The organism is Solibacillus kalamii, assembly GCF_002174535.1.
GTDB classification, from domain to species: domain Bacteria; phylum Bacillota; class Bacilli; order Bacillales_A; family Planococcaceae; genus Solibacillus; species Solibacillus silvestris.
The window spans coordinates 233,596-255,159 of sequence record NZ_NHNT01000001.1 but is presented as its reverse complement, the minus strand read 5'-3'; the positions used below and the strand labels follow the sequence as shown (position 1 = coordinate 255,159).

The 21,564-nt window shown below is 40.1% G+C and carries 20 protein-coding genes; all 20 read left to right on the top strand.

Features of this window, described 5'->3' with window-relative positions; genetic code table 11:
* The first annotated feature begins 179 nt into the window (after window positions 1-179).
* The 20 genes from rnc (at window position 180) to CBM15_RS01125 (ending at window position 21,563) form a co-directional block, all read left to right on the top strand.
* Complete coding sequence (gene rnc, locus CBM15_RS01220) at window positions 180-941, top strand: ribonuclease III (RefSeq protein WP_008403326.1); 762 nt, start codon at window positions 180-182, stop codon at window positions 939-941.
* Between the two features lies 1 nt (window position 942).
* A complete protein-coding gene (gene smc, locus CBM15_RS01215; protein ID WP_087615434.1) occupies window positions 943-4,524 on the top strand; it encodes a chromosome segregation protein SMC in 3,582 nt (1,193 codons plus the stop codon).
* Window positions 4,521-5,765: a signal recognition particle-docking protein FtsY gene (gene ftsY, locus CBM15_RS01210; RefSeq protein WP_087615433.1), complete on the top strand. Its 1,245-nt coding sequence runs from the start codon at window positions 4,521-4,523 to the stop codon at window positions 5,763-5,765. Before smc ends, ftsY begins: the two co-directional genes overlap by 4 nt.
* 194 nt (window positions 5,766-5,959) lie before the next feature.
* On the top strand, window positions 5,960-6,946 hold the full coding sequence (locus CBM15_RS01205) for a LacI family DNA-binding transcriptional regulator (protein ID WP_087615432.1): 987 nt from the start codon (window positions 5,960-5,962) through the stop codon (window positions 6,944-6,946).
* Between the two features lie 190 nt (window positions 6,947-7,136).
* On the top strand, window positions 7,137-8,117 hold the full coding sequence (locus tag CBM15_RS01200) for a TRAP transporter substrate-binding protein (RefSeq protein ID WP_087615431.1): 981 nt from the start codon (window positions 7,137-7,139) through the stop codon (window positions 8,115-8,117).
* 21 nt (window positions 8,118-8,138) lie between these two features.
* Window positions 8,139-8,654 (top strand): TRAP transporter small permease, encoded by a 516-nt coding sequence (locus CBM15_RS01195; RefSeq protein ID WP_087615430.1) that lies wholly within the window; start codon window positions 8,139-8,141, stop codon window positions 8,652-8,654.
* The gene (locus tag CBM15_RS01190) at window positions 8,654-9,934 is read left to right on the top strand and encodes a TRAP transporter large permease (protein ID WP_087615429.1); all 1,281 of its coding nucleotides are present in this window, start codon (window positions 8,654-8,656) and stop codon (window positions 9,932-9,934) included. Before CBM15_RS01195 ends, CBM15_RS01190 begins: the two co-directional genes overlap by 1 nt.
* A 12-nt stretch (window positions 9,935-9,946) precedes the next feature.
* Window positions 9,947-11,341, top strand: coding sequence for a glucuronate isomerase (gene uxaC, locus CBM15_RS01185; protein WP_087615428.1), 1,395 nt, complete (start codon window positions 9,947-9,949; stop codon window positions 11,339-11,341).
* A 16-nt stretch (window positions 11,342-11,357) separates the two neighbouring features.
* Window positions 11,358-12,773, top strand: a complete 1,416-nt coding sequence (locus CBM15_RS01180) for a tagaturonate reductase (RefSeq protein ID WP_087615427.1) — start codon at window positions 11,358-11,360, stop codon at window positions 12,771-12,773.
* Window positions 12,770-14,263, top strand: a complete 1,494-nt coding sequence (locus tag CBM15_RS01175; protein ID WP_087615426.1) for a UxaA family hydrolase — start codon at window positions 12,770-12,772, stop codon at window positions 14,261-14,263. The genes CBM15_RS01180 and CBM15_RS01175 overlap by 4 nt, the downstream gene beginning before the upstream one ends.
* Window positions 14,264-14,461: 198 nt before the next feature.
* On the top strand, window positions 14,462-14,797 hold the full coding sequence (locus CBM15_RS01170) for a putative DNA-binding protein (RefSeq protein WP_087615425.1): 336 nt from the start codon (window positions 14,462-14,464) through the stop codon (window positions 14,795-14,797).
* A 12-nt stretch (window positions 14,798-14,809) separates the two neighbouring features.
* On the top strand, window positions 14,810-16,168 hold the full coding sequence (ffh, locus tag CBM15_RS01165; RefSeq protein WP_008403313.1) for a signal recognition particle protein: 1,359 nt from the start codon (window positions 14,810-14,812) through the stop codon (window positions 16,166-16,168).
* A gap of 92 nt (window positions 16,169-16,260) precedes the next feature.
* Window positions 16,261-16,533, top strand: a complete 273-nt coding sequence (gene rpsP / locus CBM15_RS01160; RefSeq protein ID WP_008403312.1) for a 30S ribosomal protein S16 — start codon at window positions 16,261-16,263, stop codon at window positions 16,531-16,533.
* A gap of 27 nt (window positions 16,534-16,560) precedes the next feature.
* The gene (locus CBM15_RS01155; protein ID WP_008403311.1) at window positions 16,561-16,794 is read left to right on the top strand and encodes a KH domain-containing protein; all 234 of its coding nucleotides are present in this window, start codon (window positions 16,561-16,563) and stop codon (window positions 16,792-16,794) included.
* Window positions 16,795-16,998: 204 nt separating this feature from the next.
* Window positions 16,999-17,520, top strand: a complete 522-nt coding sequence (rimM, locus tag CBM15_RS01150; RefSeq protein WP_087615424.1) for a ribosome maturation factor RimM — start codon at window positions 16,999-17,001, stop codon at window positions 17,518-17,520.
* The gene (gene trmD, locus CBM15_RS01145; protein WP_087615423.1) at window positions 17,517-18,245 is read left to right on the top strand and encodes a tRNA (guanosine(37)-N1)-methyltransferase TrmD; all 729 of its coding nucleotides are present in this window, start codon (window positions 17,517-17,519) and stop codon (window positions 18,243-18,245) included. Before rimM ends, trmD begins: the two co-directional genes overlap by 4 nt.
* A gap of 131 nt (window positions 18,246-18,376) precedes the next feature.
* Window positions 18,377-18,721, top strand: coding sequence for a 50S ribosomal protein L19 (rplS, locus tag CBM15_RS01140; RefSeq protein ID WP_008403308.1), 345 nt, complete (start codon window positions 18,377-18,379; stop codon window positions 18,719-18,721).
* Window positions 18,722-18,902: 181 nt separating this feature from the next.
* A complete protein-coding gene (gene lepB / locus CBM15_RS01135; RefSeq protein ID WP_008403307.1) occupies window positions 18,903-19,466 on the top strand; it encodes a signal peptidase I in 564 nt (187 codons plus the stop codon).
* A 100-nt stretch (window positions 19,467-19,566) separates the two neighbouring features.
* Window positions 19,567-20,520, top strand: a complete 954-nt coding sequence (ylqF, locus tag CBM15_RS01130; protein ID WP_087615422.1) for a ribosome biogenesis GTPase YlqF — start codon at window positions 19,567-19,569, stop codon at window positions 20,518-20,520.
* A 269-nt stretch (window positions 20,521-20,789) separates the two neighbouring features.
* Window positions 20,790-21,563: a ribonuclease HII gene (locus CBM15_RS01125; RefSeq protein WP_087615421.1), complete on the top strand. Its 774-nt coding sequence runs from the start codon at window positions 20,790-20,792 to the stop codon at window positions 21,561-21,563.
* The last annotated feature ends 1 nt before the right edge of the window (window position 21,564 follow it).

The window sequence follows — 21,564 nt, the reverse complement described above, 5'->3', positions numbered from 1 at the left end:
ACTAAGTCACAACGACTTTTGTACAGCCTTTTTTACGTCTGAAAATTTCGTTAAATTGCCATTTCTAGTGGGCTGAATAAATATAGTGAAATTTGATAGGTTTTTGACTGATACCCTTTGCACAATGCTATAGAACAAGGTAAACTAAACGATAGAAACTAGAAGGAAGGCAGAATTACATGACCTATAGAAAAAAAGGGAACAACCAGAAACCCGGTGTACTCCCTGAAAAAGTAAAATCACAATTTGAAATTTTAGAAAACGAAATGAACATTCATTTCCAGAATAAAGATTTATTATATCAAGCATTTACACATTCATCTTATGTGAATGAGCATCGCCGCAAATTATTTACGGACAACGAGCGATTGGAATTTTTAGGGGACGCTGTATTAGAGTTATCTGTATCAAAATATTTATTTGAAAAATTTCCGCATATGAGCGAAGGGGAACTTACGAAATTACGTGCATCAATCGTATGTGAGCCATCACTAGTTGTTTTTGCGAACGAATTGAACTTCGGACAATTTGTATTATTAGGTAAAGGCGAAGAATTAACAGGTGGTCGTGAACGTCCGGCATTGCTTGCTGACGTATTTGAATCATTTGTCGGAGCCCTTTATTTAGATCAAGGTTTAGAAGTTGTTGTCGCATTTTTAGAACGTGTCGTATTCCCTAAAGTTGAAGTCGGTGCTTTTTCGCATGTGATGGATTTTAAAAGTCAATTACAAGAAATTATTCAACAAACAAATAACGGCCTTTTAAATTACGAAATAGTTGATGAAAAAGGTCCAGCACATAATCGAACATTCGTTTCACGCGTATTGTTAAACAGCCAAGAGTTAGGTATTGGCCGTGGAAAATCAAAGAAAGAGGCTGAGCAGCAAGCAGCGCAAAGTGCCATGCTAATGCTTAAGCAGTCAAAGCAAGAGGAGGAATAACATGTTCCTTAAAAGACTCGAAGTAGTAGGCTTTAAATCATTTGCCGAACGAATCGGGATCGATTTTGTACCTGGTGTTACTGCAGTTGTAGGACCAAATGGTAGTGGGAAAAGTAATGTAACAGATGCAATCCGGTGGGTATTAGGAGAGCAGTCTGCCAAAAGCCTGCGTGGAGCCAAAATGGAAGACGTTATTTTTGCAGGAAGTGAATCTAGAAGAGCACTGAACTTTGCGGAAGTTACACTTGTTTTAGATAATACAGATGAACAAGTAGCAATACCTTATACAGAGGTAAGTGTGACAAGACGTGTCTATCGCTCGGGCGAGAGTGAATATTTATTGAATAACCAGCAGTGTCGCCTGAAGGATATTACAGACTTGTTTATGGATTCGGGGCTTGGGAAAGAAGCCTTTTCAATTATTTCCCAAGGACGGGTTGATGAAATTTTAAACAGCCGTCCAGATGACCGCCGCAGTATTTTTGAAGAGGCTGCAGGTGTTTTAAAATATAAGCTGCGCAAGAAAAAAGCGGAGCATAAACTTGTTGAAACAGATGAAAATCTAAATCGGGTTCTCGATATTTTGCATGAAATCGATCAGCGCTTGGAGCCATTGAAAATTCAGGCTTCCAGTGCGAAAGATTATGTGCGGATGACAGAAGAACTGAAAGATTTTGATATAGCATTAATGGTTCATGATATCCGTACAAGCGGGAAAGTATTGCAAGGCTATACCGAAGAGCAGCGCAAATTAACAGCAACCGAAAAAGAACATGCAACGGAAATTGCGACAGTTGAACAGCAATTGCGCAAAATGCGTACGGAGTTAAAAGCGATTGATGAAGTGCTGGACAGTTCTCAAGAGCAGCTTGTCGAAGCGAGCGCAGAAGTAGAACGTTGGGAAGGGCGTAAAGCGCTATTTAACGAAAAGCGTTCAAATGCCGAAAAACAAATTCAGCAACTACGTGATAGCTTAACGGAAGCATCCAATACGGTAAAAGACTTGCAAGAGGCTGAACGGGAAAAACGCGGTCAGTTTACGGAAAAGCAAAAAATCGTAACTGAAATTCGTTCGACGTTAAAGCAAGTAGAGCAAGCTTTAACACGCTCTGCTTCGGAAATCGAACAAGAAATTGAAGATGCGAAAAATACGTATATTAACCTGCTGAACGAAGAAGCGACAGTAAAAAATGAATTAAAGCATATCGACCAGCAACTTTCGCAGGAACAGGCATCTGTTGAGCGAATGACAGGTCGTTCATCAGAAATTCAAAAAGAACTGACTGAAGCACTCGTTGCAAAAGAAGTGACAGAACGTGCGCTGGAACAGGCAGAACAGTCTGTGAAAGAGCAGCTTGGTCATTTTGATGTCATGCAGCTTCAGTTAAAATCAGCGACTGCCGATTTAGATGAAAAGCAAGCATTATTGTATAAAGCTTATCAGCATCATCAGCAATTAAAGGCACGTAAAGAAACATTGGCTGAACTTGAGGCTGATTTTTCAGGCTTCTTCCATGGAGTTAAGGAAGTCCTTTTAGCGCGGGATCGTAAAGAACTGCAAGGGATTGAAGGTGCGGTTGCCGAGCTGATTCAAGTCGAGGCGAAATACTCACAGGCAATTGAAACAGCATTAGGCGCAGCTTCACAGCATATTGTGACTGATAATGAACAACATGCCCAAAAAGCAATTGGCTGGTTGAAGCAAAAACGTGCAGGCCGTGCAACATTTTTACCGAAAACAGTCATGCGCTCTCGGAAAATCCATGCACAGCAATTAAGTGATATTCAATCACATCCTGCATATGTTGCCTTAGCATATGAACTAGTGAATTATGCACAAGAAAATACTACAATTATTGAAAACCTTTTAGGTAATGTACTAGTTGCATCTTCTTTAGAAGGCGCGAGTCAAATTGCCCGCTTATGCGGATTTAAGTACCGTGTTGTTACACTTGAAGGAGACATCGTGAATGCTGGTGGTTCCTTAACCGGTGGTGCCGTAAAACAGCAAAGTTCATTGTTCTCGAGAAAAGCGGAACTCGACAAACTCGTATCAACATTGGGGGAAATGGAAACAACAATCCATTCTGCAGAGCATACGGTAGCGACGAAGAAAGAACAGATTGCAGCATTACGACATTCATTGGAAGAGATGAAGCTGCAAGGTGAATCATTGCGTGAACAAGAGCAAATCCACCGTGCGAAGCTTATGGAGCTCGATATGATTGTAAAGAACCTGCAGACGACTGTAACGATTACGCAGTCGGAGCAAACTTCATTATCGACACGTAAAGAATCTTTAAATGAACAACAGGCAGCTGCACAATCACGATTAGCCGAATTAAGTAAAGAATTACAGGAAATTCAGCAAACGGTTGATGAACTGACACTTGCTAAGGCACAGAGTGAAACACAAAAAGATGTGCTGCGTGAACAGTTGGCCCAACAAAGATCTGAGCTTGCTGTTGCACAAGAACAATTAACGCAAGTACAGGCATCGATTGCAGGAATTGAACTGAATTTGTCAAAAGCACAGGCAAATGTCGAAAAAATTTCCCGGGAAATCGACTGGGTGGAATCTGAAGATGGCTTAAACGGGCCATCTGCAGAAGAATTGGCCCAAACAATTGTCGAATGGACGGAGAAAAAAGACGCGTTAACAGAAATTATTCAAAAGAACCGTACAATGCGTTCTGCTTTGCATGAGCAAGTTACGGAAAATGAAATCCACCTGCAGGAAATACAGCGAGTACACAAAAGCTATGTCGATGCATTGCGTGCATTGGAGCTGAAATGCAGCCGAATTGAATTTGAAATGAATAGTTTGCAAGAGCAGTTGCTCGAGCAATATGAACTTGATATTTTATCTGCTCAAGAAGAAGCAATCGGCATAGAGGACGAAGAACAAGTTCGACGGAAAGTAAAGCTGTTGAAGCAATCGATCGAGGAACTGGGTCCAGTCAATTTAACATCGATTGAAGAATATGAGCGTGTTCAGGAACGCTATACATTTTTAAGTGAACAACGCGAAGATTTGGTCGCTGCAAAAGATACGCTGCACAAAGCAATCGGCGAGATGGATGAAGAAATGACAGAACGTTTCAGTGAAACATTTAAACAAATCCGCAAGCAATTCGTCATTTCCTTTAGAGAGCTGTTTGGTGGCGGTACAGCTGATCTGGTGCTGTTGGATCCTAATAATATGTTAGAGACAGGCATTGAAATTATTGCCCAGCCTCCAGGGAAGAAACTACAAAGCTTAAGTCTGCTTTCCGGCGGAGAACGAGCATTAACGGCTATTGCTTTATTGTTTGCGATTTTAAATACGCGACCTGTACCATTCTGTATTTTGGATGAGGTTGAAGCAGCATTGGATGAATCGAATGTTGTGCGTTATAGTGAATATTTACGTAAATTTAGTGAGCATACTCAATTCATCGTCATTACGCACCGTAAAGGCACGATGGAAGGGGCAGATGTTCTGTATGGTATTACAATGCAAGAGTCGGGTGTATCGAAACTTGTATCCGTAAAACTGGAAGAACATGCTGAATTAGTAGCGCAAGGGAGTGGCGGAAGATGAGTTTTTTTAAGCGACTGAAAGAAAAACTGGCAGGTAATAGTGAACAACAAGAACAACAAGATCAACAGGTGGATTTGTTACCGCTTGACGAACAAGTACAGGAAGAAAATCGATTAATTGAAACTGTCGAGGAAGAAGTTCCTAATTCTGAACAAATTGTTGAAAAAGAGCAGGAAGAAACAATTGAACAGCCGGCAATTGAAGAAATGCAACCTGCTGAAGAGGAGATATCGAATCAATCGGACACTGATGTTGTGGAACAACCTCAAAAGGAGTCTGCCTGGTCGATTACACAGAAGTTTAAAGCAGGATTAGAAAAAACACGTAATTCTTTCACTTCTAAAGTAAATGATTTAGTTGCACGTTACCGTAAAGTGGATGAAGATTTCTTTGAAGAACTTGAAGATGTACTGCTGCAAGCGGATGTAGGCTTTGAGACCGTGATGGAATTAATGGATAAATTACGTTTTGAAGTACAGCGTCAAAACATTAAAGATACAAATGGAATTCAAGCGATCATATCTGAAAAGCTTGTTGAAATTTATGAATCTGGCGAAGAAAATTTAACAGAATTAAATATTCAGCAGAGCGGAGATTTAACGGTTATTTTATTCGTTGGTGTAAATGGTGTCGGTAAGACAACGACAATCGGTAAATTGGCTCACCGTTTAAAATCAGAAGGGAAATCAGTAATGCTGGCAGCGGGTGACACTTTCCGTGCCGGTGCCATTGAGCAGCTGCAAGTATGGGGTGACCGTGTCGGTGTAGAAGTCATAGCCCAGTCAGAAGGTTCCGATCCGGCAGCAGTAATGTATGATGCCATTCGTGCTGCAAAAAAACGAGGTGTCGATATTTTAATTTGCGATACAGCCGGCCGTCTGCAAAACAAAGTCAACTTAATGAACGAACTTGAAAAAGTGCACCGTGTAATTTCTCGTGAAATTCCGGATGCACCGCATGAAGTATTGCTCGCATTGGATGCGACAACAGGCCAAAATGCGCTTGTTCAGGCTCAAATGTTCAAAGAGGCAACAAATGTAACTGGTATTGTTTTAACAAAACTGGATGGTACGGCAAAAGGCGGTATTGTATTGGCAATTCGCAATAAACTGCACATCCCTGTGAAATTTGTAGGACTTGGTGAAAAAATGGACGATCTTCAGCCATTCGACGCAGAACGTTATGTATACGGTTTATTTGCCGAGGGACTTGAAAAAGAACTAAAAAAATCAGAAGAGTAATGATTAATTTTGCGTAATCATTATATTCAAAAAGCAATTCGTATTCATTTTACGAATTGCTTTTTTATTGAAAAATGATTCAATCGACTGATTTTTCATTTAATTTCAAATTGAGGGGTTGCATTACGTATTATCTTTTGACATGATAAACTTTACCAAAACGTTTTAGTAAACTTTTACAAAAGGAGTCAAAAATGAAAAAAGTAACAATAGCCGACGTTGCTAAGGAAGCAAATGTTTCGGTCAGTACCGTTTCACAATTTATGAATCAGCGCTATGAGTACATGAGTGTTGAAACACGGGCAAAAATCCAGTTAGCCGTTGAAAAACTGCATTATCGACCAAATATTTTAGCACGAAGCCTGAAAAACAAAGGTACACAAACAATAGGGATTATAGTTGCCAATATTATGTACACGTTTACTACGCATATCGTCCATCATTTAGAGCGTCAGTTTCAGCAACACGGTTTTCAAGTCATTGTGTGCAATGCAAATGATAATCCGCAACTGGAACGTGAACATATTGATTTGCTGCTCGCAAAGCAGGTAGAAGGGTTTATTCTTTTCCCTACTGGCAACAACAAAGATTTGTATGACTATTTATATAACAGTAATATACCGGTTGTATTTTTAGATCGTATGATTGCCGATGTGAAAATTCCAAGTGTTCTATTGAATAATGAAAAAGCAATCGATCTGGCAGTTGGAGAACTGTTAAATAAAGGGTATAGCAATTTAGCTATTGTGGCGGGCTCGATCGAACAAAATATTACGCCACGTGTCGAAAGGCTAGAAGGTTTCCGCAAGGCAATGAATAGTAGGGGGATAGCTTATGGAGAACACCAAATAATTGCTACTTCAGCAGAAAAACTGCCTGAACAGTTCAATCATTTGCTTACAGAAGTCAACCTCGACGGTATCATTGCCGGAAATGACCGCATGCTGCTCGCAATTTTACATTATTTAAAAGAACATGCTCCGGATTTTTTAGCGAAGATCGGTATTGCGGTAATTGATGAAATGCCATTAGCTAAATTTATGTCTACAAAATTGACAACGATTGAACAGCCAACAGAAGAAATGGCCAAACAAGCCGTTCATTTGTTTCTCCAAATCAAAAAAAGCGGCTACACAGAAGAATTATTATCCGCATACCGTTTTGATCCCATTTTAGTATAAAAATGTTAACGATTGAGGAACTGTATAAGAACAGGTCCTCTTAAATTATAGAATATTATTTTTCGTGAATAATATTCTAAAAATTAAGAATAGTCCTTGCAAATGTTTGAAAGATAATTTATTATTTCTTAATAAAACGTTTTACTAAATCGTTTTAGCTAAATGTAAACGCATACAAGGGGGAAAAATGATGAAAACAAAAGGGGTTTTAATGCTATTACTTGCATTAACAATATTTTTAACTGCTTGTAATTCTTCAGAAGAAGCTCAAACAATCATTTTAGCAGAGAACCAGGTAGATGATTATCCTACTTCAGTCGGCGATTATGAATTTGCGAGATTAATTGAAGAAAAAACAAATGGACGTTATAAAGTGGAAGTTTACACAGGGGGACAGCTTGGTGACGAAAAGAGTGCCATTGAATTAATGCAGGTTGGGGCAATTGAACTGGCGCGAGTTAATGGCAGTCCTTTAATGGAATTCTCGGAATCATTAGGTGTTTTATCCTTACCATACTTGTTTTCAGATGATGAACATAAGTGGGAAGTATTGAATGGCGAAATCGGCGAGACATTATTAGATGGATTAAGCGAATCAAATTTACAAGGTCTGGCTTTTTACGATTCGGGAAATCGTCACTTCTATAATGCAGTCCGGGAAGTAAAATCACCGGAAGATTTAGCTGGGCTAAAAATAAGAGTTCAGCAATCAAGTTTAAATATTGACATGGTTGAGGCATTAGGAGCATCTGCAACAGCAATGTCCTATGGGGAGGTATATTCGGCTATTCAAACAGGGGTAATTGATGGGGCTGAAAACAACTTCCCGAGTTACTACACGACGAATCATTTCGAAGTGGCCAAGTACATAACGATGGACGGACATTCTGGTGTACCGGAAGTTTTGACGGCTTCGAAAGCTTTCTGGGATACGTTATCCGATGAAGATAAGGAAATCTTTAAGGAAGCGGCGTTGGAATCACAAGTAGTGCAACGAAAAGCGTGGGCAGAGTTGGAAGAAGAGTCTTTGCGTGAAGCGCAAAATGCCGGAAATACAGTTACTGTCATCGATGATGTCACACCTTGGCAAGAAGCTGTTCAACCGATTTATACAAAATACGGCGAGCAATTTAAAAAGAATTTAGAGAAGATTCAATCATTGGTTAAGTAAAACAAAGGGGAGGGCAAACGAGTGGCTACTATAAAAAAAGCAAAAAGTATTTTAGACCGCAGTCTTGATTATCTGTTAGGGACAATGATTGTTGCAATGACACTAATCATCATTTATCAAATATTCACACGTAACTTTTTAGATTTCACACCGAGATGGACGGAAGAGTTGGCATTGCTTTTATTGATTTGGATTGCCTTTATCGGAATTGCCATTGGATTTAGAGACAACTTACATATTGGGGTAGGGGTTTTTGTAGGCTTGATGCCAAAGAACATTCAAAAGAAAATTGATCTCATTACAAAAGTTTTAGTAATCGCCACGAGTATTATTTTTATATACTATGGCTTCCGTTTTACATTTTTAATGCACGGATCACTAATGGCCGGTACAGGATTACCGCAAAGTTTTCTATACAGTGCAATTCCTGTCAGTGGTATTTTAACGTTCATTTATGGGGTTGAAATGTTCTTTAAAGATGCGATTCATGAAGATTTTGATGACGATGCCAAAGAAGCGATGGAGGCGGCTAAATAATGGGAATTGGGATTTTACTTGCAGTATTTGTAGTGTTATTACTATTACGTGTGCCGGTTGCACTTTGTCTGGCTGTATCGTCATTTGTTACTACGATTTACTTAGGGATTGATTTAGCAGCTATTGTACAGCGAATGGTAAGTGGATTGAATAGTTTTTCGCTTATTGCGATTCCATTTTTCATTTTAGCTGGTGAAATTATGAATGAAGGCGGTATTTCACGTCGTTTAATTAATCTAGCGAACGTTATTGTCGGTAAAGTACGCGGCGGTTTAGCAATGGTAAACGTTTTATCTTCAACGTTTTTTGGGGGTATTTCCGGTTCGGCTGTAGCGGACGTTTCATCAATTGGTTCTGTATTAATTCCGATGATGAAAAAGCAAAAATATGATGCGGAATATTCTGTTGCCGTTACAATTTCAAGTGCTGCACAAGGGGTTTTAATTCCGCCAAGTCATAATATGATCATTTATTCTACTGCTGCCGGTGGTGTATCGGTTGGTGCATTGTTTATGGGGGGGATAGTTCCTGGTATTGCATTAGGGTTAATTTTAATGATCTTTGCGTATACGATTGCAGTAAAACGTAATTACCCGAAAGGTGAACCGATTAAGCGTGAACAAGTTCCGAAAATTGTACGTGAAGGATTATTAGGATTGTTTACAGCGGTCATTATTATTGGTGGGATTTTATCCGGTGTTTTCACAGCGACTGAATCCGCGGCAATCGGTGCATTATATGCGTTTATTATTTCGTTCTTCGTTTATAAAGACGTGCCGCTATCGGCAATGGGGAACATTTTAAAACGTACAGTAAAAACATTATCGATGGTACTGTTTTTAATTGCTGCTTCTTCGGCATTCGGCTGGTTACTTGCATTTCTAAAAGTACCTGCAATGGTAACCGAAACGTTATTGGCTGTTTCGCCGAATGATTTTGTAACATTATTAATTATTAATATCATTTTACTAGTATTAGGGATGTTCATGGACATGGCACCGTTAATTTTAATTGCGACACCAATTTTATTACCCGTAGCGCTTGAAGCAGGTATGGATCCGGTTCAATTTGGGGTTGTATTGATTCTGAACTTAGCAATCGGTCTTGTAACGCCGCCAGTTGGTACGTGTCTGTTTGTCGGATGTGCGATCGGAAAAATACCGATTGAAAAAGCGACAAAAGGAATGCTTCCATTCTATGGTGCAATGATTGTTATACTACTATTAATAACGTTTGTTCCAGACATTACGTTAAAACTTCCGGAATTACTATTAAAGTAAGGGGACTAGAATATGGCAAAAACATTTTTAGATAACTCATTTTTATTGAACAATAAAGTAGCGGAAAAGTTGTATTTCGACTATGCAAAAGATTTACCGATTATCGATTACCACTGTCATTTAAGTCCTCAGGAAATTTATGAGGATAAGCAGTTTAAAAATATAACAGAGGCTTGGTTGTACGGTGATCATTATAAATGGCGTGCGATGCGCGCAAATGGAGTTCCAGAGCATCTTGTAACAGGTGATGCAGATGATTATGAGCGTTTTGAAGCATGGGCAAAAACCGTTCCGTATACAATTGGCAACCCTTTATATCAGTGGACACATTTAGAACTGCGCCGATTCTTTAATGAAGAAACTTTATTAAATGAAAAAACAGCACGCGCTATTTGGGATAATGTAAATGAACAATTACCTCAAAAGACAGCTCGTCAGTTAATTTTGGACTCAAAAGTAGAAGTGATCTGCACAACAGATGATCCGATTGACTCACTTGAATATCATATTGCACTTCAAAAAGATGGGCAGTTTAACGTGAAAGTACTGCCGAGTTTCAGACCGGATAAAGCATTGGAAATCAATAAGCCGACATTCGCGGCCTGGATCGGGTCATTATCGGAAGTTGTCGGCGAAACAATCGAGTCTTATGAACAATTAAAAGAAGCTCTTGCAAAACGAATTCAGTTTTTTGATGAAGTCGGCGGTAAAGTGTCAGACCATGCATTGGATACGATTTATTATGCAGAAGCGACAGAACAAGAAGTGAGTGCTATTTTTGATAAGGGTCTTGCAGGCGCACAAGTATCGCTGGAAGAAGAAGCGAAATATAAAACAGCATTACTGATCTTTTTAGGGAAACAATACGCTTCTTACAATTGGGCGATGCAATATCATATTTCGGCACACCGTAACAACAATACACGTCAGTTCAATAATTTAGGGCCGGATACAGGGTATGACAGCATTAATGACGGACCGATCGCAGTACCATTGACACGTTTATTGGATGCGCTTGCACTTGAAGATGCATTACCGAAAACGATTGTTTATTCATTAAATCCGAAAGACTATTATGTTATTGCAAGTATAGTCGGAAGCTTCCAGGAAAAATTGCCTGGGAAAATCCAATTCGGTACGGCCTGGTGGTTTAATGACCAAAAAGAAGGAATGCTTGATCAGATGAAGGCACTTGCGAGCATCGGGATTTTCAGCCGCTTTATCGGTATGCTGACTGATTCGCGTAGTTTCCTGTCCTACACACGTCACGAATATTTTAGACGTTTAGTATGTAATCTCATTGGAGAATGGGTGGAAAATGGAGAATTCCCTGAAGATTACGAGCTTCTTGGAACAATCGTACAAGATATTTGCTATTACAATGCAAAAAATTACTTTAACTTTTAAATGAGGTGGATGAAGCATGCAACAGTTATCTAACGAAGTGTATACTCGAAAAACAGCTGTCGTAGAGCGTATTGTCCAATTCGGCACGGGGAATTTTCTCCGTGCTTTTGTTGATTGGCTCATACATGAAGCGAATTTACAGCAGCAACAGGATATAGGAATTGTTATTGTCCAGTCGACATCGGGAAGTACATCAGAAGTGATCAATGCGCAAGACGGTCTCTACACACTTGTTACGCAAGGGATTCAAAATGGTCAGCAAGTCAATTATGAACAAGTGATTGAAAGTGTGACACGCAGTATTTCACTGCAAAAGCAGTATGAAGAATATATGAAGCTCGCGGTTTCGGAAGACCTCCAATATGTTGTATCCAATACAACGGAGGCAGGAATTGTTTATGAGCAGCTTCCATTTGATGCACAGCCATCAACAAATTTTGTGGCCAATGTGACGCATTTTTTATGGAAACGCTATGAAACATTTGGAGCGGATCCGTCAAAAGGGCTGATCTTTTTGCCGTGCGAATTAATTGAACAGAACGGTACCGCTTTAAAACACGGGATTGTAAGCTATGCAAATGCATGGGATTTAGGGCAGAGCTTCATCGATTGGGTGACAGGTGCCAATACGTTCTGCAACACACTTGTTGACCGCATCGTACCCGGATTCCCGAAAAGCCAATATGAAGAATTGACGTTGAAGCTTGGTTATGAGGATAAATTACTCGTTGCTGCAGAACCGTATTATATTTGGGTAATAGAAAATGAAGAAGCGCTTCATTCTTTTCCGTTAGTTAATAATCAATTTGAAGTAAAGCTTGTAGACGACTTGAGTTACTACCGGGAGCGTAAAGTGAAAATGCTCAATGGTGCGCACTCTGCCTTAACACCGCTTGCTATTTTGCTGGATATAGATACAGTCGGGCAAGTTATGAAACACTCTAGATTAAGACCTTTTGTTCATCGTTTACTTGTACAGGAAGTGATTCCTACGATTAATGGTGACAAAGAACAGTTAATGACATATCAACAGGCCGTTTTAGAACGCTTTGAAAATCCGTTTATTGCACATTACGTAAAAAGTATTGCACTCAATGCGATCGCCAAGTTTAAAACTAGAAATATCCCATCGCTACTGGCGTATTATAAGCAATATGAAACACTTCCGAAACATTTAACAACAGCATTGGCTGCGTGGATTTACTTATATCAAACTCCAGAAGTATTTTCACCGCAAGATGCTCCGGAAGCGATCGAGCAAATTAAGGCAAAGCCATTAGCGGGTGTACTGAGTAATGAAAATCTTTGGGGGATAGATTTAACAACGATTCCGCAACTTGAACAATTTGTCGGGCAGGCAATTACGGCGTTTAAAGAGGGCCAAACAGCACAGTTCATTGCGGAATTGGAAGAGGAGGCACTAGGATTATGAAAGAAACGATTGTCATTCATTCGTCTGATAATGTAGCGGTCGCTTTACGTTCCTTTGAAGCGGGTGAACCATTTTCGATTGGCCAAGAGAAGATTAATCTAGAGCAGGAAGTTCCTAGAGGGCATAAAATTGCCACACGTAACATTCAAAAAGGGGAACATATTATAAAGTACGGCTATCCGATTGGGCATGCTACTGAAGACATTGCAAAAGGAACGGTCGTCCACACGCATAATGTAAAAACAAATTTGCAGAACATCATTAACTACCATTACGACAAGAAAGATATTTCATTGAACTATCCGCAACGTAATTTAACATTTAAAGGGTACCGACGCAGCAATGGTGAAGTCGGTATACGAAATGAACTATGGATCATACCCTCAGTCGGATGTGTGAATGGTATTGCGGACATGATCATTCGCGAATTTGAGCAACGGGTAGGAAGTATTGCGCCTTTTGAATCCACGCTTGTATTAAAGCATAATTTTGGTTGTTCGCAATTAGGTGATGACCATGAAAATACACGTACTATTTTACTGGATGCTGTTAACCATCCGAATGCTGCAGCTGTGCTTGTATTAGGGCTGGGTTGTGAGAATAATACAATTGAACAGATGAAGCGGGAACTTGGCGATTACGATACGTCCCGTGTGAAATTTGTCGTGTCGCAGCAAGTTGATGATGAGGTTGAAGCTAGTGTAGAAGCGCTTGTAGCACTACATGAGGCAGTCCGCAACGATCGACGAGAAGATATTCCGATCAGTGAATTGCGTATCGGACTGAAATGTGGCGGTTCAGACGGCTTATCTGGCATTACGGCGAATCCTCTTCTAGGGCGTTTCTCCGATTTTTTAGTATCCCAGGGCGGTACAACGGTGCTGACGGAAGTGCCGGAAATGTTTGGAGCGGAAACGATTTTAATGAATCGCGCACAAGATGAGGGAACATTTGAGAAGATTGTTTCGCTTATTAATGACTTTAAGCAGTACTTTATCGACTACAATCAGCCGATCTATGAAAATCCTTCACCAGGCAATAAGGCAGGCGGCATCACTACGCTGGAAGACAAGTCGTTAGGTTGTACGCAAAAAGCGGGCAGTGCTGAAATTGTCGATGTTTTAAAATACGGAGAGCGGTTAAAAAAGCGCGGGTTGAATTTATTGAGTGCGCCGGGAAATGATCTTGTTGCATGTACAGCGCTTGCATCTGCAGGTTGTCAATTAGTGCTGTTTACTACAGGTCGCGGTACGCCATTCGGCTCATTTGTACCTACGATGAAAATATCCACAAACAGTGCTATTTATGAACAGAAAAAGCATTGGATTGATTTCAATGCAGGGCAAATACTAGAAGATGACATAGACGAAGATGCGGTTTTGGAAGAATTTATTCATTATATTATTGCTGTTGCTAGTGGCGAGCAATTAAACCATGAACGAATGAATTTTAAAGAAATGGCTATTTTTAAAACAGGTGTTACCCTGTAGAAAATTTGGTTCAGTTTATCATATTCTTCCTATTATATAAGAAATGGCGATGCTCCCTTTTTTGTGAAGGAGCATCGTCATTTTTAAATCGTATATTAATGAAAAGAAAAGGTTCTTTAATGGACAAGGGGATTACCTTGACAGTAACTGCCCACAAGATTATGATAAGGTAGACAAATTATGATTGGAGAGATAAAAATGCTACTTGAAAAAACAACACGCATGAACTTTCTCTTCGACTTTTATCAAGCGTTATTAACTGATAAACAGCGCAGCTACATGGAACTATATTACCTGGACGATCACTCGTTAGGAGAAATCGCCGAAAGTTATAATATTTCACGCCAAGCTGTTTACGATAATATTCGCCGTACTGAGGCGATGCTTGAAGAATATGAAGAAAAACTAAATTTATTCGAAAAGTTTCAACAACGTCAAATCGTGTTAAAACAATTGACGGATGCGATCATGGATGAGGCTTCTACGACAGAGGCGAAACTAGCATTGGTTGAACAACTGAAGGAATCGGATTAGGGGGCGAACGAGTTGGCTTTTGAAGGTTTAGCAGAGCGACTCCAAGGTACGATCCAAAAGATTAAAGGTAAAGGGAAAGTAACGGAACAAGACGTTAAAGAAATGATGCGTGAAGTCCGATTTGCCTTAATCGAAGCGGACGTAAACTTAAAGGTAGTAAAAGAATTCGTTAAAAAAGTTAGTGAGCGTGCAGTCGGCGTCGACGTCATGAAATCATTAACACCTGGTCAGCAAGTCATTAAAATTGTACAGGATGAATTGAAGAATTTAATGGGCGGCGAGCAAAGTCCGATTAAATTCAGCAACCGTCCGCCGACTGTCATTATGATGGTTGGTTTACAAGGTGCAGGTAAAACGACAACTACAGGTAAGTTGGCGAATGTATTACGTAAAAAATATAATAAAAAACCATTACTCGTTGCAGCAGATATTTACCGTCCAGCCGCTGTAGAGCAATTACAGACATTAGGGAAACAGTTATCACTGCCGGTGTTCTCACTTGGTACAGATGTTTCACCTGTTGAAATTGCACGTCAGGCAATCGAGCATGCAAAAGAAGAGCATTTGGACGTTGTATTAATCGATACAGCCGGTCGTCTTCATATTGATGAAGAACTGATGCAGGAACTGAAAGACATTCGCGGTTTAAAAGAGCCGGATGAAGTATTTTTAGTTGTTGATGCCATGACAGGTCAAGATGCTGTAAATGTTGCGCAAAGCTTTAATGAAACAGTCGGCATTACGGGCGTTGTCTTAACAAAATTAGACGGTGATACTCGTGGTGGTGCGGCACTGTCGATTCGCTCGGTTACAGAGAAACCGATTAAATTTGTCGGTATGGGCGAAAAGATGGATGCACTGGAACCTTTCCATCCGGAGCGTATGGCTTCACGTATTTTAGGGATGGGTGATGTCCTGTCACTGATTGAAAAAGCACAAGCAAACGTTGATATGGAAAAGGCGAAAGAGCTGGAAGAAAAGTTCATGACACAGAGCTTTACATTTGATGACTTTATCGAACAACTCCAAGCCGTGAAAAAAATGGGACCACTTGATGAATTATTGAAAATGATTCCGGGTGCAAACAAAATGAAGGGCCTTGACAATGTCAAAGTCGATGAAAAGCAGATGGGACGTATCGAAGCAATTATCTATTCGATGACACCAAATGAAAAAACAAACCCTGAAATTATTTCGGCGAGCCGTAAAAAGCGTATTGCCACTGGTTCGGGGACGACAATTCAAGAAGTAAACCGCTTATTGAAGCAGTTTGAAGAAATGAAAAAAATGATGAAACAGATGACGGGCATGGCTCAGGGTAAAGGTAAAAAGAAGATGAAAATGCCTGGTTTTGATTCATTATTTAAATAAAAAATAAGGTGTTAAGAAAAAACACTTTACAAACCATCAAGACATTGCTAATATAATATCTTGTGTGAAACTTATTCGGAGGTGCTATTAAAATGGCAGTTAAAATTCGCTTAAAACGTATGGGAGCTAAAAAATCTCCTTTCTATCGTATCGTAGTTGCAGACGCTCGTTCACCACGTGATGGCCGTCAAATCGAAACAGTAGGTACTTACAACCCACTTACAGTTCCAGCTACAGTACAAATCGATGAAGAGAAAGCTCTTAAATGGTTAACTGATGGTGCAAAACCATCTGATACTGTACGTAACCTGTTCTCAGAACAAGGTATCATGGAAAAATTCCATAACGCTAAATACAGCAAATAATTCAATGATTAATTCGGAGGTGGCATTATGCAGCAGCTGATTGAAGCAATTGTGAAACCGTTAGTCGATTATCCGGAAGACGTTCGTATTGAGACGGACGAAACTTCCAATCGAGTTGTTTATAAACTTTTTGTTCATCCAGAGGATCGAGGGAAAGTGATAGGCAAGCAAGGACGTGTTGCGAAGGCAATTCGTACGATTGTGTACTCAGCAGCGGGCGGCCACCAGAAGAAAAAGACGTATGTCGATATATTGGATTAGTAAAAGAAGGGTGGCATTTTGCTAACCCTTCTTTTTTTGTTATGATAAAGTTGTTTTCCGTTACGGCGGACGCTTTCCACGGGCGTGGCCTGAGCCTGTAGTCTCAGGCGTCACGCTATTCCCGTAGGAGTCGCCGCCTTCACTCCAAACACGGTGTATATAAAAGTTGCGTAGTAACAAATTATTATAAAAGGTGGAATATACATGGAATGGTTTAATGTAGGACGTATTGTGAATACACATGGTATTCGCGGGGAACTGCGAATTTTATCGACAACGGACTTTGAAGAAGAACGTTTTGCGGTCGGTTCTAAACTTGCGGCATTCAAAAAAGATGATAAAAAACCGACTTGGGTAACGATCAATTCATCAAGACGCCATAAAAACTTTATATTGGTGACATTTGAAGGAATGGAAAACATTAATTTAGTGGAACCATTTAAAGAAGGTCTTTTAAAAGTGTCGATGGATCAATTAGCGGAAGATGAGCTTGAAGATAATGAATACTATCACTTTGAAATTAAAGATTGTGAAGTGTTTTCGGAAGAGGGCGAACTGATCGGCGTTATTACCGATATTTTAGAGACAGGCGCAAACGACGTATGGGAAGTTAAAGCGCAAAATGGAAAGAAACACTACATTCCTTACATTGAAGATATCGTAAAAGATATTGATGTCGATGAAAAGAAAATCATTATTCATGTAATGGAAGGTTTGCTGGAATGAAGATTCACGTATTAAGTTTATTTCCCGATATGTTCACAGGTGTGTTTGGGGCATCAATTTTAAAAAAGGCTCAGGAAAAAGGTGCAGTCGAGCTCGCAGTAACCGATATCCGGGAGTACAGTGTAAATAAGCACAAACAAGTGGATGATTATCCATACGGCGGCGGTGCGGGAATGGTATTAAAGCCGGAGCCGATGTTCAATGCGGTTGAAGCCATTACAGAAGGCCGCAAGCCGCGTGTTATACTCATGTGTCCACAAGGCGAGCGCTTCACGCAGAAGAAGGCGGAGGAGCTTGCACTGGAAGATGATTTAGTATTCCTTTGCGGCCATTATGAAGGATATGATGAGCGAATCCGGGAACATCTTGTAACAGATGAGATTTCGATCGGCGACTTTGTTTTAACTGGCGGCGAGCTTCCTGCGATGACGGTAATCGATGCGGTTGTACGTTTATTGCCGGGTGTATTAGGGCAGGAAGATTCACATATTCAGGATTCATTTTCAACAGGATTATTAGAGCATCCTCATTATACGCGTCCAGCTGATTTTAGAGGGATGAAAGTGCCGGATATACTGTTATCAGGTAATCACGCGAAAATCGAAGCGTGGCGTGAGGAACAGTCCTTCAAGCGTACATTAGAGCGTAGACCGGATTTATTGGAAGCACTTGAATTAACGGACAAGCAAATGAAAATAATTGAAAAAATTAAGAGTGAAATGTAAAGCAAAACTACTTGCAAGCCTAAAATAATTATGGTAAGATTCATTTTGTGCTTCAATGTAAGCACTGAATTACGGTGTTCCGCTGTGGCTTAAATTAGCGTGCATGAGCATCTGTCTAAGGAGAGAAAACAATGTCAAACATTATTACAGAGATCACTAAAGATCAATTACGTTCAGACTTACCTACATTCAAACCAGGTGACACAGTTAAGGTACACGTTAAAATTGTTGAGGGTACTCGTGAACGTATCCAATTATTCGAAGGTGTAGTTATTAAACGTCGTGGTGGCGGAATTAGCGAAACTTTCACAGTACGTAAAATTTCTTACGGTGTTGGTGTAGAGCGTACTTTCCCAGTACACACTCCAAAAATCGCTAAGTTAGAAGTAGTACGTAAAGGTAAAGTACGTCGTGCTAAACTTTACTACCTACGTAACTTACGTGGTAAAGCTGCTCGTATTAAAGAAATTCGATAAGAACTTTTTAGAAGGGGGCTTGTATATACAAGTCCCTTTCTTTCTTTAAATAAAAAAATGTGTATTAACATGTGATTTTGACAATAAACTATAGATAATCTGATGCAATATTTAGATTAGATTTTTGCTTGATATACATATTTCGTATACAATAAATGTGATGAGCAAGGGGGATAGCTACGTGGAAAAAACTGAAAAAGAAAAAAATGAGCTTTGGGAATGGACGAAAGCTCTACTGATTGCGTTTGCGATTGCCGCATTTATTCGTTACTTTTTATTTACACCGATTGTAGTAGACGGGGATTCAATGATGCCTACCCTTGAAAATGGTGATCGCATGATCGTCAACAAATTCAGCTATAAAATCGGCGAACCCGACCGTTTTGATATCGTCGTATTCCACGCACCAGAACAAAAGGACTATATTAAACGTGTCATCGGTGTTCCAGGGGACTTTGTAGAATATAAGGATGATCAATTATACATTAATGGGGAACCGATCGACGAACCGTATTTGGACGCATATAAAGCCGAAATTAGCGAAGGCAACCTAACAGGCGACTTCTCGCTGAAAGATATCGATCCGTCACTGGATGTGATTCCGGAAGGCTACGTATTCGTAATGGGCGATAACCGTCGCTTCAGTAAAGACAGCCGCCATATCGGCATTGTCGACCAGAAAGAAATTATCGGTAATACGAATATCATTTTCTGGCCATTAAACGAAATTGAAATCGTAAAGTAATATTTATTATCGTAAATATTGTCTAAAATGAGGGGGCAGTTTAAACTCCTCATTTTTTTGTTGAAAATAGAAGTATGTAATTTACAGGAGGTTACACATTATGACAATTCAATGGTTTCCAGGACATATGGCAAAGGCACGCCGCCAAGTATCGGAAAGTTTAAAACTTGTCGATATCGTTTTTGAACTTGTCGATGCACGTCTACCATTATCTTCACGTAATCCGATGATCGATGAAGTCATCCATCAAAAACCGCGTCTGCTCATTTTAAATAAACAAGATATGGCCGATGAACAGGAAACACGCCGCTGGATTCAATATTTTGCCGACAGAGGCTTTAAAGCAGTAGCAATCAACTCGTTGGAAGGGAAAGGCTTGCAGGCGGTTACAAAGGCTGCTCAGGAGATTTTGGCGGATAAATGGGAGCGCATGAAATCAAAAGGAATGAAGCCGCGTGCGATCCGCGCCATGATTGTCGGTATTCCGAACGTCGGGAAATCCACTTTAATCAACCGTTTAGCGAAGAAAAACTTAGCGAAAACAGGAAATATGCCAGGGGTTACGAAAGCACAGCAATGGATTAAAGTCGGTAAAGAAATAGAACTTCTGGATACACCAGGTATCTTATGGCCGAAGTTTGAAGATCAGGAAGTCGGCTACAAGCTTGCATTAACGGGTGCGATTAAAGATACGATTACGAATATGGAAGACTTGGCTGTATACGGCTTACGTTTTTTAGAAACGCACTATCCAACACGCATGGAAGAACGCTATAAAATTTCATCTGTATCCGAAGAGCTTGTTGAAACATTCGATGCAATTGGGAAATTACGCCGTGTATTTGGACAAGGCGGAGAGATTGACTATGATCAGGTGTCCGTATTAATTGTACGCGACATTCGTGAACAGAATCTTGGGAAACTCACATTTGACTTTGTTTCCGAGCAACTTGAAAAAGAGCAACTGGAAGAAGCGATTGCCCTGGAAAACGAAGAACGCCGGAAAAAGACTGCCGCGCTAAATCGCCAGAAAAAGCAAGAAAACAACGGATAAAGTGGGATAATAGACAGGCAAAACCTTTTTCATTTATTTGAGAAAGGTTTTTTCTTTTATAATAAGAACAATAGACGATATAACAAGTAAGATTGATAGAAAGTAAAATTAGATAAAAAGCAAAGTTGATTAGAATGGAGGGGTATGGAACGAATGCTAAAACCGTCACGCCCTGTGACAACGCATTCACGACCAACAGCGTGTTGGCCTCCGGAATGGAAATCGACGATATATAAAGAAAACGGAATTAATAGATTTGAGGGCATTATATGAAAACAATTAAAGAGATTACAGAAGCATTGAAAACAGCAGCACAAATTGAGCCATGGATGGATTTTATAGTAAAGGATGAACGGTCAGGTGTTCAAAAGGTATGGATACAATTTCAAAAGCGTCTTGAGAAGATTGAGGCACTCCAACAAGCGCATAATGAGAAACTGCAATTTGACGCAAGCTATTTACCATATGAACATGCCTATATCGCAGGTACAGATGAAGCCGGGCGCGGACCACTGGCAGGGCCTGTCGTAACTGCGGCTGTTATATTGCCGAACCACTGCCAGGAACTCCTTGGTGTAAACGATTCCAAACAATTGTCAAAGGAAAAACGCAATCAATTTGCTGAACGGATTAAAAAACATGCATTGTATTATGCAGTTCATTTTCAAAGTGCCGAAGAAATTGACCGCCTTAACATTTATGAAGCAACACGACAGTCCATGTTAAAAAGTATTGAAGCACTTGAAGTCACACCAAATTACATATTGGCCGATGCGATGACTCTTTCAACATCAGTTCCGCAAGCTTCCATCATAAAGGGGGATGCCCGCAGCCTGGCAATCGCAGCGGCATCCATTTTAGCAAAAACGGCACGTGATGATTATATGGAGAAGCTTGACCTTGAATTTCCGCAATATGGTTTTGCCCAGCATGCAGGTTATGGAACAAAGCAGCACTTGGAAGCGATCGCGCAATATGGACCAACAATACATCATCGAAAAACATTCGAACCGATAAAATCCATACTTCAAAGAAGGGAGTAAC

Excerpts from the sequence above, each read along its gene's own strand:
- CBM15_RS01170 (WP_087615425.1), top strand. The coding sequence starts at position 14,462 with ATGCTACTTGAAAAAACAACACGCATGAACTTTCTCTTCGACTTTTAT.
- CBM15_RS01175 (WP_087615426.1), top strand. The coding sequence starts at position 12,770 with ATGAAAGAAACGATTGTCATTCATTCGTCTGATAATGTAGCGGTCGCT.
- CBM15_RS01155 (WP_008403311.1), top strand. The coding sequence starts at position 16,561 with ATGCAGCAGCTGATTGAAGCAATTGTGAAACCGTTAGTCGATTATCCG.
- uxaC (WP_087615428.1), top strand. The coding sequence starts at position 9,947 with ATGGCAAAAACATTTTTAGATAACTCATTTTTATTGAACAATAAAGTA.
- CBM15_RS01125 (WP_087615421.1), top strand. The coding sequence starts at position 20,790 with ATGAAAACAATTAAAGAGATTACAGAAGCATTGAAAACAGCAGCACAA.
- rplS (WP_008403308.1), top strand. The coding sequence starts at position 18,377 with ATGTCAAACATTATTACAGAGATCACTAAAGATCAATTACGTTCAGAC.
- trmD (WP_087615423.1), top strand. The coding sequence starts at position 17,517 with ATGAAGATTCACGTATTAAGTTTATTTCCCGATATGTTCACAGGTGTG.
- ftsY (WP_087615433.1), top strand. The coding sequence starts at position 4,521 with ATGAGTTTTTTTAAGCGACTGAAAGAAAAACTGGCAGGTAATAGTGAA.
- CBM15_RS01200 (WP_087615431.1), top strand. The coding sequence starts at position 7,137 with ATGAAAACAAAAGGGGTTTTAATGCTATTACTTGCATTAACAATATTT.
- CBM15_RS01205 (WP_087615432.1), top strand. The coding sequence starts at position 5,960 with ATGAAAAAAGTAACAATAGCCGACGTTGCTAAGGAAGCAAATGTTTCG.
- rnc (WP_008403326.1), top strand. The coding sequence starts at position 180 with ATGACCTATAGAAAAAAAGGGAACAACCAGAAACCCGGTGTACTCCCT.
- rpsP (WP_008403312.1), top strand. The coding sequence starts at position 16,261 with ATGGCAGTTAAAATTCGCTTAAAACGTATGGGAGCTAAAAAATCTCCT.
- CBM15_RS01180 (WP_087615427.1), top strand. The coding sequence starts at position 11,358 with ATGCAACAGTTATCTAACGAAGTGTATACTCGAAAAACAGCTGTCGTA.
- ylqF (WP_087615422.1), top strand. The coding sequence starts at position 19,567 with ATGACAATTCAATGGTTTCCAGGACATATGGCAAAGGCACGCCGCCAA.
- smc (WP_087615434.1), top strand. The coding sequence starts at position 943 with ATGTTCCTTAAAAGACTCGAAGTAGTAGGCTTTAAATCATTTGCCGAA.
- CBM15_RS01190 (WP_087615429.1), top strand. The coding sequence starts at position 8,654 with ATGGGAATTGGGATTTTACTTGCAGTATTTGTAGTGTTATTACTATTA.
- rimM (WP_087615424.1), top strand. The coding sequence starts at position 16,999 with ATGGAATGGTTTAATGTAGGACGTATTGTGAATACACATGGTATTCGC.